Annotated in this window: 13 protein-coding genes; 5 read left to right on the forward strand and 8 right to left on the reverse strand. The window is 51.4% G+C overall.

Going from position 1 to position 13,025, the window contains the following annotated elements:
* Window positions 1–293 precede the first annotated feature (293 nt).
* Entirely contained in the window at window positions 294–530 is a 237-nt protein-coding gene (locus tag MIB40_RS18605; RefSeq protein ID WP_249697006.1) for a CDGSH iron-sulfur domain-containing protein, read from the forward strand.
* A 14-nt stretch (window positions 531–544) separates the two neighbouring features.
* Complete coding sequence (locus MIB40_RS18610) at window positions 545–2,629, forward strand: PAS domain S-box protein (RefSeq protein WP_249697007.1); 2,085 nt, start codon at window positions 545–547, stop codon at window positions 2,627–2,629.
* Window positions 2,630–2,632: 3 nt separating this feature from the next.
* Here MIB40_RS18610 and MIB40_RS18615 read toward each other — a convergent pair whose 3' ends face one another.
* From MIB40_RS18615 to MIB40_RS18640, 6 genes are all read right to left on the reverse strand, one after another.
* Window positions 2,633–3,322: a crotonase/enoyl-CoA hydratase family protein gene (locus MIB40_RS18615; protein WP_249697008.1), complete on the reverse strand. Its 690-nt coding sequence runs from the start codon at window positions 3,320–3,322 to the stop codon at window positions 2,633–2,635.
* Between the two features lie 112 nt (window positions 3,323–3,434).
* Window positions 3,435–4,241, reverse strand: a complete 807-nt coding sequence (locus MIB40_RS18620) for an IclR family transcriptional regulator (RefSeq protein ID WP_249697009.1) — start codon at window positions 4,239–4,241, stop codon at window positions 3,435–3,437.
* The gene (gene glcF, locus MIB40_RS18625) at window positions 4,238–5,479 is read right to left on the reverse strand and encodes a glycolate oxidase subunit GlcF (RefSeq protein ID WP_249697010.1); all 1,242 of its coding nucleotides are present in this window, start codon (window positions 5,477–5,479) and stop codon (window positions 4,238–4,240) included. The genes MIB40_RS18620 and glcF overlap by 4 nt, the downstream gene beginning before the upstream one ends.
* Before the next feature lie 17 nt (window positions 5,480–5,496).
* Window positions 5,497–6,576, reverse strand: a complete 1,080-nt coding sequence (gene glcE, locus MIB40_RS18630; RefSeq protein WP_249697011.1) for a glycolate oxidase subunit GlcE — start codon at window positions 6,574–6,576, stop codon at window positions 5,497–5,499.
* Window positions 6,576–8,042, reverse strand: coding sequence for an FAD-linked oxidase C-terminal domain-containing protein (locus tag MIB40_RS18635; RefSeq protein ID WP_249697012.1), 1,467 nt, complete (start codon window positions 8,040–8,042; stop codon window positions 6,576–6,578). Before MIB40_RS18635 ends, glcE begins: the two co-directional genes overlap by 1 nt.
* A gap of 38 nt (window positions 8,043–8,080) precedes the next feature.
* Window positions 8,081–8,512 (reverse strand): GlcG/HbpS family heme-binding protein, encoded by a 432-nt coding sequence (locus MIB40_RS18640; protein WP_249697013.1) that lies wholly within the window; start codon window positions 8,510–8,512, stop codon window positions 8,081–8,083.
* A 333-nt stretch (window positions 8,513–8,845) separates the two neighbouring features.
* On the opposite strand from MIB40_RS18640, the gene MIB40_RS18645 reads away from it, so the two are divergent.
* The 3 genes from MIB40_RS18645 (at window position 8,846) to MIB40_RS18655 (ending at window position 11,846) form a co-directional block, all read left to right on the forward strand.
* Window positions 8,846–9,721, forward strand: coding sequence for a hypothetical protein (locus MIB40_RS18645; RefSeq protein WP_249697014.1), 876 nt, complete (start codon window positions 8,846–8,848; stop codon window positions 9,719–9,721).
* Between the two features lie 255 nt (window positions 9,722–9,976).
* On the forward strand, window positions 9,977–10,969 hold the full coding sequence (locus tag MIB40_RS18650) for an alpha/beta fold hydrolase (protein WP_249697015.1): 993 nt from the start codon (window positions 9,977–9,979) through the stop codon (window positions 10,967–10,969).
* A gap of 4 nt (window positions 10,970–10,973) precedes the next feature.
* A complete protein-coding gene (locus tag MIB40_RS18655) occupies window positions 10,974–11,846 on the forward strand; it encodes a hypothetical protein (RefSeq protein ID WP_249697016.1) in 873 nt (290 codons plus the stop codon).
* 32 nt (window positions 11,847–11,878) lie between these two features.
* Here MIB40_RS18655 and MIB40_RS18660 read toward each other — a convergent pair whose 3' ends face one another.
* Both MIB40_RS18660 and MIB40_RS18665 read right to left on the reverse strand, forming a co-directional pair.
* The gene (locus MIB40_RS18660; protein WP_249697017.1) at window positions 11,879–12,601 is read right to left on the reverse strand and encodes an SDR family NAD(P)-dependent oxidoreductase; all 723 of its coding nucleotides are present in this window, start codon (window positions 12,599–12,601) and stop codon (window positions 11,879–11,881) included.
* 75 nt (window positions 12,602–12,676) lie between these two features.
* The gene (locus MIB40_RS18665) at window positions 12,677–12,856 is read right to left on the reverse strand and encodes a DUF6435 family protein (protein ID WP_249697018.1); all 180 of its coding nucleotides are present in this window, start codon (window positions 12,854–12,856) and stop codon (window positions 12,677–12,679) included.
* Between the last annotated feature and the right edge of the window lie 169 nt (window positions 12,857–13,025).

Here is a 13,025-nt window from a genome sequence, read left to right on the forward strand (position 1 = left end):
GAGAAACCATTTTAGGACCGCCCTACGGGGCTTTCAGGCGAACCCAGACTCTTTGTTACGCCTTTTTGAAAGGTCTGGACCTTACTGCAAAGACGAGCCGCGATTCTGGATTCGCCTCAAAGCCAGAGTTCATCTGAATTAATCAGAGGTGCCCTAAACACCCTCGCACCTGGCAGGCGTACACTTCTGATAGCAAAAGATAAGGGCGAATTAATCGGAGGCGCGCTGGTTTGAACTACTATTGATGTAGATAAGCACCCGGGCCCTGCCCAACCATTCGTATGGAGGCAATTATGTCGGATTCTATTCGCGCTGGAGATGCACCCATTGCAGTAGACGTCACCGAAGGAAAGCGCTACTTCTGGTGTGCCTGTGGTAAAAGCGCCAGTCAACCCTTTTGCGATGGATCCCATAAAGGGTCCGGAATCAGCCCCCTGGCTTATCTCGCACTGGAAGATAAAAAAGTCTTCTTTTGCGCCTGCAAGCAGAGCCAAACCCCACCTTTGTGCGACGGCAGCCACAAAGCCTGAGCGGATCGGTAACCATGGATCATGATCCAACTCCCTCACCTGGCGGCATCTTGGGCGAAAAAGCATCCATTCCTCTGCTCCATGATTTCAGCATCGATGTTGCTACGCTGAACGCGATATGCCGCAAGTTCGCCGACGAAACCCCTTTTGATATCGCTATTATGGCCAAAGGAGGGAAAATCGTAGCCTCTTCCATCGAAGGCCGGGTTGGGAAAATTCATGAGGGGGCCGCACAGCTTCTCAACAAAGGCTTTTCAATTCTCGAAGTCAGCGCAGAGCAGGCGGCACAATCCGACATCATGCTGGAAGGCTGTGAATATCCTGTCTACCTGGATGGCAAACCCGTACTTTGCGTGGGTATCGCCGCCCCAATGGAGCAAGCACGTAATTATGGCGCTATAGTACGCAGCTGTGTTGAGGTCATGCTCCAGGAAAAGCGGAGCGTTTGGCGCGATCAGCAACGATTAAGGCGCGCCTATACCATTCAAAGCGCCAATTTACACAGCGCCCATATGCAACGCGACAAGGCCGAAGATAGCCTGCGCATTAACCGCGAACGCATGCTGGATATCGCCGACTTTATGCTGGACGCCATTTGGGAAACCGACGCCGAACTCAGATTCACCTACGTTTCCGAACACATCTTGAAGAAAATGAACATCGGCCGGGATGATATTTTGGGTAAAACCCGCTGGGATTTCTTCGCGCCTTTACTGATTGATGCCGATTGGGAGGCCTGGCGAGCACACAGGGAAACCATGCAGGCACATAAAGATTTCCATGAATTCGAGTACGCTCTGAGAAGAGGGGATGATGTTCTCTACTACCGTGCCAGCGGTAAGGCCATGTTCGACAGCCAGGGAAACTTTCTGGGTTATCGCGGTGCGGGTCGAGATGTGACCGATCAGATCCAGTTGGAAAAAGAACTGCAGCGCAGTATCGAGCGTTTTAGAAACATCACCGAATCGACATCGGACTGGATCTGGGAGGTTGATGAAAACTTGCGTTTTACCTACCTGTCATCGCGCTTTTATGAGGTCATGGGGTATCAGCCTGAGGATATTCTGGGCAAGACACGACAAGAGTTCGCCGGGCTTACCAAAGGCTATTCTGAGAATCCTGACTGGCTTGCTCATCAGCAGGATATTATTGCTCAACGCTCTTTCAAGGAGTTTGAATACAGTGGCGTCAAGCCCAATGGAGAGCCCTTTTGCATCAAAGTCAGTGGCGCTCCATTCTATCACCCCGATGGCAGCTTCGCCGGTTACCAGGGAACCGGAACTGACTTTACTCACCTGAAACTGGCCCAGCAGCAATTGTTGAGTGCTGAAAAACTCTCTGCCCTGGGTGGCATGGTGGCGGGGATCGCCCATGAACTCAATACGCCGGTGGGAATTGGCGTCACCGCCGCCTCTCATTTACGACAACAAACCCAGGCATTGGCTTCGAGTCTGGAGCAACAAAACCTGACCAAAAGCCAGTTAGATCGCTACTTGAAAACCGCCGTCGAGGGTACCGATATTTTACTGAAAAATCTCAGCCGGGCTGCCGAATTAACCGACAGTTTCAAACAGGTGTCCGTTGATCAAAGCAGTGACAAGATTCGCCCTATCAAACTACTGAAATACCTGGAAGAGATGCTGATTACACTACGGCCATTGCTAAAAAGAACGACACCCGAAATCAATATTGACTGCGACCCCAAGCTGACCATGACAACCAATGCGGGTGCTCTTTACCAGGTCATCAGTAACCTGATTATCAACTCACTGCAGCACGCTTTCGCCAAGCAGGATAAGCCGGTTATTACGATTAAATGCCGCAAGCAGCTGGACCAACTGGAACTCAACTATCGAGACAATGGCTGCGGTATGATAGAGGCCAAACTGCACCATATTTTTGAACCCTTTTTTACCACCAAGCGTGCTCGCGGTAATACCGGGCTGGGCATGAACCTGGTCTATAACCTGGTGACCGAATCCCTGCAGGGCAGCATCCACGTTTTCAGTCTGCCCGGTAAAGGTATGCATTTTGATATGAAGCTGCCGCTGGAACTGCCTCCGGAAGGCGTTTCCGAAGGCAGTTCCAGGGCACAATAGCGTTTAGATCAGGTGCTTGCGATCCAACTCAATCGCACGATCAAGCTCTGCCAGCAAGCCCGCACGAGCTTTCAATTTGGTCTGATGATGCGCCTTCATATTGAGCTGACTGAGAGTTTCGGCGGCTTTCTGAGCCGTAGCCAGAACCTGGTCCGCAGGTACCAGACGATCGGCAAAACCGGCTTCCATCGCCTGTTGGGGGTTGACCATTTCCGCCAGCATGACGGAGCGTTCAAAGGCCGCCGGGGTCAAACGCCCACGAGCCAGAGTAATGCCGGCATGGTGCATGGTCATGCCAATGGCCACCTCATTCAAGCCAATCTTGAACTCACCTTCGGCGGCGATACGCAAATCCCCTGACAGCATCAAAAATGCCCCCTTGGCAATCGCATGGCCACCACAAGCCACCACAACCGGAGTCGGGAAAGATAATAACCGGCGTGACAGGGTAGAACCCGCTGTCACCAGCCCTACGGCGGCATCAATACCACTGCCCATAACACGCAGATCATAACCGCCCGAGAGAATGCCCACAGACCCCGTCAGCACCAGAGTAGCACCTTCAGACTCTACGACATCCAGCACCTTGTTGAGCTGCTCAATCAGCTCCGGGGAGATAGCATTAACCTTGCCATTATCAAGAGTGACGGTGGCAACCTTGCCATCGAGTTGATATTTAACGAGTTCGCTCATTGTGATCCGCTCCGCTGAGGCGACTAACGCGCCCTTAATGTAAAACCGTTAGGTCAACTCCGATTCATTCAGAGTTACCCTAATATTGTAATCCGGCGCGAATCTTAGCAGATTATTGGCCTTCGGGTCTGCATCCGCCAATCAGGTCAGTAATTTCATCGGCGGCCGCAACAACCTGTGCGCCAACGGCTTCCTGCCGGCTGGGCTGCACCCTGACGGTGGGTCCCGATATCGAAACCGCTGCCAATGCCATACCAAACTCATCGTAGATATTGGCTGCAATGCAGATCAGACCTTCGGCCTGCTCCTGGTTGTCAATGGCATAGCCCCGCAGCCGTATGGCACGTAATTCATCACTGAATTGCTCGGTATTGCGAAGTGTCTGAGCCGTCAGCTCGGGCATGCCCTGCTCGGCCAGCAGTGCCAGCGCCTCCTTCATGGGTAAGGCCGACAGCAAAGCCTTGCCAACACCGCTGGCATGGATAGGGCCGCTGTTACCGACAGGAACCGCCATGCGCATCATGGCAGAGCATTCAACCTGCCCGACAAACACCACCTGACCTTGTTGTAACACACCCAGGTTTGAGGTTTCTCCCGTGGCCGCTACCAACCTTTTCATAACACTGCGAGCCTGAGTGATAAAGTCTCGCTTTTTAAGATAGGCATTACCACAGCGAAACGCATTGATGCCAACGCTCCACAAGCCCTTGCTTTCATCCAACTCAGCAAAACCCAATTCACGCATACTGTTCAACAGTCGATGAACCGTCGATGGTGGCAACTGTTCCTGGTTGGCCAACTCAGACAGGGTAAACCCGAGCTCTCCTTCCGAGAGCCGCATTAACAATTGAAAGGCCCGGGAAAGCGACTGAACCTGACCAACCCTGGCTGCCGCAGGGGACTTGTTGGCAGACGTCATTGTGCTCCCTCTTGGCCCATTGCTTGCTGTGGTTGGTCGAGCAGTTCAATCCAGTGGGATACTGGCTGGCTAGCGCGGGTTTGCAAGTGCAACTGGCACCCCACATTGGCCGTCACGATGCGGTCCGGATTATCCATCGTTAACGCCTCGATTTTATTCTTCAACAGAGACTGGCTCATCTCGGGTTGCAAGATCGAATAGGTGCCCGCCGAACCACAACAAAGATGGTTATCTCGGGTTCGGGTCAACTCAAAACCTGCGCGCCCGAGTATTTCCTGGACGGTGCTGGTTTGCTTCAATGCATGTTGCAGGGTACAGGGACAATGGAAAGCGATACGCTGGTCATGGCCTTCAGGCCTGATGGCGGTCAAATCTTCCGCGGCTAACACCTGACTGATGTCACGACACAACTCACTGATACGAGCTGCCTTGTCCGCATAGTGCGGATCATTGCGCAGCAAGTGTCCGTACTCCTCTACCATAGCGCCACAACCACTGGCCGTCATCACTATGGCTTCGGCGCCTGCCTCTACCGCCGGCCACCAGGCATCGATATTCCGTCGCATGGCCTGCAAACCTTCCTGATGCGCTGCCAGGTGATAACTGACGGCACCGCAGCAACCGGCTTCCGACACTGTGACCAGGGTAATACCAAGACGATCAAGCACTCGCGCTGTGGCGGCCAGGGTATTGGGTGTTGCCGAAGGTTGTGCGCAACCTTGCAAGGCCAGCATTCGTCGGGGATGACTGGTAGAAGGCCAGGGGGACGCTTTTTGTGCCGGCGGTATCTTGGCTTTGACGGCAGCGGGCATTATGGGCCTGGCGAGCTGCCCAAGCTTCAATAGCGTTCCAAAGCGCTGACGGTAAGGCACCAATTTTCGAATCGACCAACGCAGCGCACGCTGAGAAGCACTACGGGGCAATTTCTGCTCAAGAATACCACGACCAATATCAACCAATCGGCCGTACTGAACACCTGACGGACAGGTGGTTTCGCAACTGCGGCAGGTCAGGCAGCGATCCAGATGGGTGCGAGTCTTTTCTGTCACCTCTCCACCTTCCAACAACTGCTTGATCAGGTAGATGCGCCCTCTTGGGCCATCCCTTTCATCGCACAACTCCTGATAGGTCGGGCACGTCGCGGTACAAAAACCACAGTGCACACAACTGCGCAAAATGCCTTCGGCTTCCTGCCCGTCGGCGGTTTCGCGGTACTCTTCAATAATATTGGTTTTCATCGTTTCAGTCCGCTCACTCACAGCCAGCTATAGAGACGTCCAGGATTAAACAACCCCTGGGGATCCACCGCATTCTTGATGCGCCGGTGCAAGCGCCGAACGGGTTCAGCCAACACCGGATTGACCTCACCCTGCCGGTCACCGCCTCGATACAGGGATACCGATCCCCCCTGCGTCTCCGCCCAGTGTTGCAATTCAGAAACATCGACACCTGACGCCTGGTCGGTACGCAACCAGCGTTGCGCACCGCCCCAGTCGATCAATTGTGAGTCCTTATCCAGTAAAGGCGCAGCAGAATTGATCGAGAAACGCCACAGGGGCTTATCCCCTGCGAAAAAAGTATGTTGCTGCTCACGCAGTTCCTGCCAAAAACTCTCGCTCTCCTGCCACAGTTTGACCGACCATTGCTGCATCCACTGAGTCAATGTCCCATCAACGGCGCTTTCGGCACCTTCCAACCTCAGGTACAACATGCCACCGACCCAACAAGCCGCTGTCAGGGGTTTGGGGGTTGCTGCAAGGCGGTTCATCAGAGTGATCGCTTCATGCGCAGTACAAGGCAAGCGCAACGTACGCGTACAAGCCGGCTTGGGTAGCACTTTCAAACTGATGTCGGTCATAACGCCAAGGGTTCCCATGGCGCCTGCCTGGAAGCGTGAAAGATCATAACCGGCGACGTTTTTCATCACCTGCCCGCCAAAACGCAGCACCTCGGCTTCACCATTGATCAGCCTGACTCCGAGCACCATATCACGCACCGAACCCAACCAGGGACGGCCAGGGCCCGACTGGTTAGTCGCCAGAGTGCCGCCAATTGTTGCCTCGCCACCAAACAAGGGAGGCTCGAAGCTCAGGCGTTGCCCCTGCTCATCCAGTGCCGCATTGAGTTCGGCAATTCGGGTTCCGGCACGCGCGGTGAGCACCAATTCAACCGGCTGGTAATCGACTATGCCGGTATGGCCCGCGACCGATAAGGGTTCACCTTCCTGAGCACGCCCCATAAACGACTTGGAGCCATTACCGACGATGGCTAACGGCTTGCGCCGGTCATGAGCCTGGCGTACCTGGTCTACAAGAAGTGCTAATTGATCGGCCATTAGTGAGCTCCTTCTGCAGATCCGGGTTCAGAAACATGATCCAGAGATCGGTACTCCTGACAGCGTTTTAATACCGGTATACCTTTACCGGGATTCAAGCTACCGCGCGGGTCAAAAGCGTGCTTGATACCATGAAAAACACTCAACTCCTGGTCATTAAACTGGCTGTGCATCTGCCGGATTTTTTCAACACCGACGCCGTGCTCTCCGGTAATACAACCGCCAACCTCGACACAGAGTTCGAGAATCCGGGCGCCAAACTCTTCGGTCTTCTCCAGTTCACCAGGCACATTGGCATCGAACAAAATGAGCGGATGAAGATTACCATCGCCGGCATGAAAAACATTGGCGACCCGTAAGCCATAATGATCAGAAAGCTTTTGCATTTCGGTTAACACATGAGTCAGTTGACCGCGCGGAATGGTGCCATCCATACAGTAATAATCGGGAGACAGGCGACCCACCGCCGGAAACGCGGACTTGCGCCCTTTCCATAACAGCGCTCGCTCCTCTTCGTTATGAGAGACCCGAGTGGCAATTGCCCCCAGCTCGACAAACAGGGATTCAACCCGCTCCAGATGCTCCTCCACCTCTTCATGGGTGCCATCCACTTCACACAACAGTAGCGCCTCGGCTTCGACCGGATATCCAGCTTGCGCAAACGCTTCTGCGGCCTGGATGGCATAGCTGTCCATCATCTCCAGGCCGGCCGGGATAATTCCTGCAGCAATAATACCTCCTACTGCGTCACCCGCTTTTTGCACGGAATCGAACGCCACCATCACCACCTGGGCAACCTCCGGGGTGGGCAACAGGCGAACTCGAACTTCGGTCACGACGCCCAGCAACCCTTCCGAACCGGTCAACAGGGCCATCAAATCGTAACCGGCACTATCGAGCCCTTGCGAGCCAATCACCACACGCTCGCCTTCCACCGTAATCAGTTCCAGCTCGCAAATATTATGCACTGTCAGGCCATATTTCAGGCAATGCACACCACCGGAGTTTTCCGCCACGTTGCCGCCAATCGTGCAGGCAATTTGGGAAGATGGATCCGGGCCATAATAGAGCCCCAACTCAGCCGCCGCTTCTGAAATTGCCAGATTTCGCACCCCCGGTTGCACACGCGCCGTGCGTGTCGGCAGATCGATATCCAGAATACGATTGAAACGCGCCAACGACAGCACAACGGCATCCGGGCTCGGCATCGCACCGGCACAGAGCCCGGTGCCCGCACCACGGGCAATTACCGGAACCCTGTAATGGTGACAAATTCTCATCACCTCCTGGACCTGCGATACTGTTTCCGGCAACACCACCAACAACGGCATTTCGGTATAAACTGACAGACCATCACACTCGTAGGGCTTTTGGGTTTCTGCATCTTCGATCACGAACGCGGGATCGATTAACTCGCGAAAGCGTTCCGCCAGTGCCGGTTTACTGATCAGTGGTTTCTCGTTCATGCCATTCCTCGGATGTGAAGCGCTTTGTTGATGAAGTTCTAGGCGGTAACCTGCTCGCGCATTAGATAATCGATACCCGCCTGGGCACATTCCATATCCTGTTGTGGGGTGCCCGAGCTAATGCCTATCGCGCCGACCACTTGCCCATTCATAATCACGGGCAAACCACCACCAACCACAGACAATCGTCCGCCCATTTCGGTATGGATACCAAAGGCAAGATTGCCCGGCACACAAACCCGATTGTACTCATGCGTGGCCTTTCGTGCCGCGGCCGCCGTATAGGCTTTATCCTGGGCGATCGTTGCGCTGCTGACCTTGCCGCCATCCATACGTTCAAAGGCCAACAAGGTGCCCGACTCATCCGTTATCGCAATACACATGGGCACTCCGATTTTCCGCGAACGCTCGCGCGCGCCATCCATTAACAACCCAGCTTCCCGTAGATCCAAACGATGAATAACCAGCATCTCTACTCTCCTGTGTGGTCTGCCTTGTCGATAGCAGCCTGCTGGCTTGACACTATGCCCTTTGAAGTAACCGTTCAATACCGATCCAGCGTTCAACTTCTGTATGGTGAAAGGCCACAGAAATCGGTTAACCAAAACAACATAAAGACAATCAAAAACACAACTAACTCTTTGATTTAAAAAAGATATAAAATTGGTAATACCATTAAACCAAAGAACCGTGACTCACTATACCATTCCATTATGCGGAATACGATTCTGTTCAGTTTATGAAATGCCGGAGTATTTGCCAGGTCTTGCTTCAGGCGCCGCTAAAGCGCACCTGTACTACACTTGCAGGCAGATCAAAAGGGCGCGCAAAAACACTCCCCCATGCTTTGTGGGAAAACGGAAATCTCTGCATTTTTCCTTCAGATATACGACTGCCCCTCCCCCCGGTTAACAGTCACCATTGAGAGAAAAGCAATGAATAGAGAAGTATTCTTCGAAAGCCAGCTTAAAAACATCCATGATTCACAAAAATGGATGTGGGCCATACTCGCAGGCTTCTCTGTTTTCACCGCCATCAAGAAAATTCTAGAACATCACAAATCAGCCAACGTCTTCCCATCTCTAGATGAGCAGATAGGCCCTTACCTTTTCTTCCTGGTTGTTTTAACCGTCGTCTACCGGTTTTACGTTGCAGACAGCCGCATTCTGGATTATTACTATGACTCGGTTCCCAAGTCGCTAAACAATAGTCAGGATAAGCAACTGTTTTTAGACTATTTGGCGAAACTGGATAGATCCCAGTTTTTCTTCGACGCTACCGGACGAGTGGTGCAATATTTTCTTATTGTATTTGTGGCTTCAAACATAGCGAGTTACAGGGACTTTACCATTTCAATAACTCTGCTTCTGATATTCAACGCCATATACTCGCGCATGATCTGCTCTACTTTTCAAATAAAAACTGAAGGCATTGTTGATGAAAACATAAGAACAGAAATGAACTTCGGCAAAGCCAGGAAAATATGGATTTATAACAACCTGTCTTTTGCTATTATCCTCACGGCACTGCTCTCCTTCCAGCCCCCATTCGCTTTATTACAAACGAGTACCGCACTACTTCTGCTTGCAAATTCAGTGCTTGATATTTTTCTTTTGAACAATGTTTACCTACCCGATTACAAACGCATGAATCAGACACCGACCGACGGATCCAGCTGAGTCTCTGCGCCCTCCCTGCCCCTGACGCTCTCCTCTTCCATCAAACGACGCCGAACATATTAGACGGCCCTAGAAAATCAAAAAATCAGCACTCGTACCCCCCCACAGCCGTAAAAGAAAAATACTCATAATGGTTTATCATTCCAGATAACTGAAGCAACATTGATTTATCCAATCCGGAACCTTTGATAAAGTAGAAAGCAAAGCGTCAAGTTGGATCAAAGCCTTCACACACGCACTCTACTAGAGGTTAGAATGAAAAGAGCTATAACTCTGCTGGGCAGCTTGTCGCTACTCCTGATCATCGCCAGTGCGATCTTTATTGTGATTAATCGAGTACCAGATCGCCCGGTTGAAGCATTAACAGCACGCTGGGCTCAACCCCCCTCACAGTTTGTCGAAATAAACGGCCTGAAAATTCATCTGCGAGACGAAGGTCCTCGGAATGACCCCACCCCCATCCTGTTGCTGCATGGCACCAGCTCGTCACTGCACACCTGGAATGGTTGGAGCAAAGAGCTCAACGAGCAACGCCGAGTCATTCGTTTCGATATGCCAGGGTTTGGCCTCACTGGCCCTTCTCCCGACAATGTCTATACCATCGAGCGCTACGCTCAGACAGTCATCGCCGTGCTGGATCAGCTGAATATCGAACGCTCCGTATTGGCAGGTAACTCTCTGGGGGGATACGTGGCCTGGGCCACGGCGCTGTTTTATCCCGAACGGGTCGAGCAACTGGTATTGGTCGATGCCAGCGGCTATCCCTTTAAAGCCGAATCCATTCCCATCGGATTCAGAATTGCCAACACCCCCATTTTGAACACGCTTATGGAGGATGTAATGCCCCGCTCTATGGTGAAAAGCAGCCTCGAAAATGTGTACGGTAACCCGACACTGGTCACTTCTGAGCTGGTTGACCGCTACTTTGATCTGATGACGCGCAGCGGTAACCGTAAAGCCCTGGTTGAACGCTTTCGGCAAACACAACCGGGTCAACTGGCGGACCGGGTTCCCGAACTCAAACAACCCACCTTGATACTATGGGGTAAGCTGGATCGTCTTATTCCCCCCGACAATGCTGACCGCTTCCATCAGGACATCTCTGGCAGTACGTTAGTCCTCTTCGAAGATCTCGGGCATGTGCCCCAGGAAGAAGACCCTGTAGCGACTGTGTCGGCACTCAAACGTTTTCTGTCAACGCCCAAGACAATTGCCCTGCCACCACCTGAACAACCTGCGAGCCAGTGAATCCATGCCGTTGAACACCTTCATACATTCGACACTCTGCGCCCTGCTGTTTCTTATGCCAACCTTGGCTACAGCAACCCAGGTCCAGAACGACTTCAATACCGAACTCTATTTTTGTCTAGCCACCGACACCTATGTATCGGCTCCCCGAAAATGTTCTGGATACAGCAAAAAAGAAGATAATTCGGCGATTGTAGCAAGCGTACCCTGGTCAACGGTTGAGCAGGCTACCAATATCGGTTTGTCACCGGACTGGTTAACCATTGGCGATGTTGAATATTTTGTTCCGTCCTGCACCTATGAAGAGGGGGCCAGCTGCCACTGCAACGGCAAACGCCATGGCTATTCAAACGTCGACCGGCATATCCCCGCACTGATTCTGGAGTTAATTGAAGATCAACGCTCCTTTCGTAGCGTCCAGAATCGCGTCGCCCAATTTCGGAGCGAGGGTAAAGATTTCCCGGCTCTGGTTGAAAACTTGAAAGAAAACGCTTGTCGCCAATTGGCAGACATCAGGGTGTATCAAGAGCGCTATGACATCACATTAACCGCGCTGATTGAGGAGTACAAAGGGGTTCGTCTTCAGGTAATGCATATTGAGCAGCAACAGAAAAACTGCTTACACGACCTGTCGCCCACCACTCAAGCATACATCAATAATGGAGGGTGGACCTCTGACAAGGCCATCATCAAAGAACACAAGAACTATCAAAAGTGTCTGGATCAATTCAAAGGGGACAAAAGAAATTTAGGGCGTAAGGATCGAAGCTTACGTAATGAAGTAGCCCGCTGGTTAACGTTAATCACGCACTTCCCTATCGCCCTGGAGCATACTATTGGCGAAGAATATATTCCGAAGCTGAAGCCATACCATTAGATAAAGCTTAGAAGGTTATGGCAAATACGTCCCTACCAGGCTATCTCTTCACCCGCATAACTGAAGAACTTGCCCGTATCTTTCGGCCCTTTGGCATTCAACAAGCTGAGTATTTTTTGCGCTACATAATCCGGAGTAAATAACTGCTCAGGCGGCACATTTTTCTGGAATGGTTGGGAAAGTCGGGTATCGGTTGTGCCTGGATGAAACGCAAAAACACAACAACCAGGTAACTTATGCTTCCACTCAATACTGATGGTCTTGATTGCCATATTCAGTGCAGCTTTAGAACATCGATAACTAATCCAGCCTCCAACCCTGTTATCTTCTATGCTGCCAATCCGGGCCGAGATTGAGACAAAGTATGTGTGTCTCCTGGATTTAAGGTGTTTGGAAAAATACTTCGCAAGAAAAATCGTAGGCAGAACATTCGTATTAATATTGTGATTAAAAAAGTCAGCATTGAACTGATTGACTGTTTTTTCGGGTTTTTGGTCGGGTAGATGCAGAGTTCCTACAGCATTAATCAACACATCCAAATTCGATATACTGCGGGCGAGAGAGCAGATATCTTGCTCCGAGGTTGCATCCAGCTTAAACCATTGAACCCGATGATTTTCAACCCGACGGCCTTCAAACATAGGCTGCTGGGTTCGATAGGTCGCATAAACGACGACATCAGAACTGGACGCTAAAAACAGCCTTACAAGAGCAGAGCCTATTCCACCCGAGCCGCCGACAATCAATATTTTCAACAGATCGCACCTGCGTATAGTAAACCCGTTAATATGAGGACACTGGCTTCAATAGAATAAACAGCTTAAGCCGGATCAGATCTTCTTTTCGTCTTTTATTTGCTGTATCTGCTCTGCTAATTTTGCGGCATCTACGCTTAAGCTGGAATAGGCTTTAATATCCCCATTTCTTTGCGCAAACATAGCTTTTTCAAGCGTCGACTCATACATTTTTTGCAGTTTTCGAGACGGGTCTTTTTTAAACAGTGAAAACATCAACACCCCAATATATCGTTGTACCTTCTATATTTCTCTATACGCTCAATATTGGGTTTTGGTTTACTCAATATTTAAGGCACCTCTGATTAATTCAGATGAACTCTGGCTTTCAGGCGAATCCAGAATCGCGGCACGTCTTTGCAGTAAGGTCCAGACCTTTCAAAAA

Source organism: Aestuariirhabdus haliotis, assembly GCF_023509475.1.
GTDB lineage: Bacteria > Pseudomonadota > Gammaproteobacteria > Pseudomonadales > Aestuariirhabdaceae > Aestuariirhabdus > Aestuariirhabdus haliotis.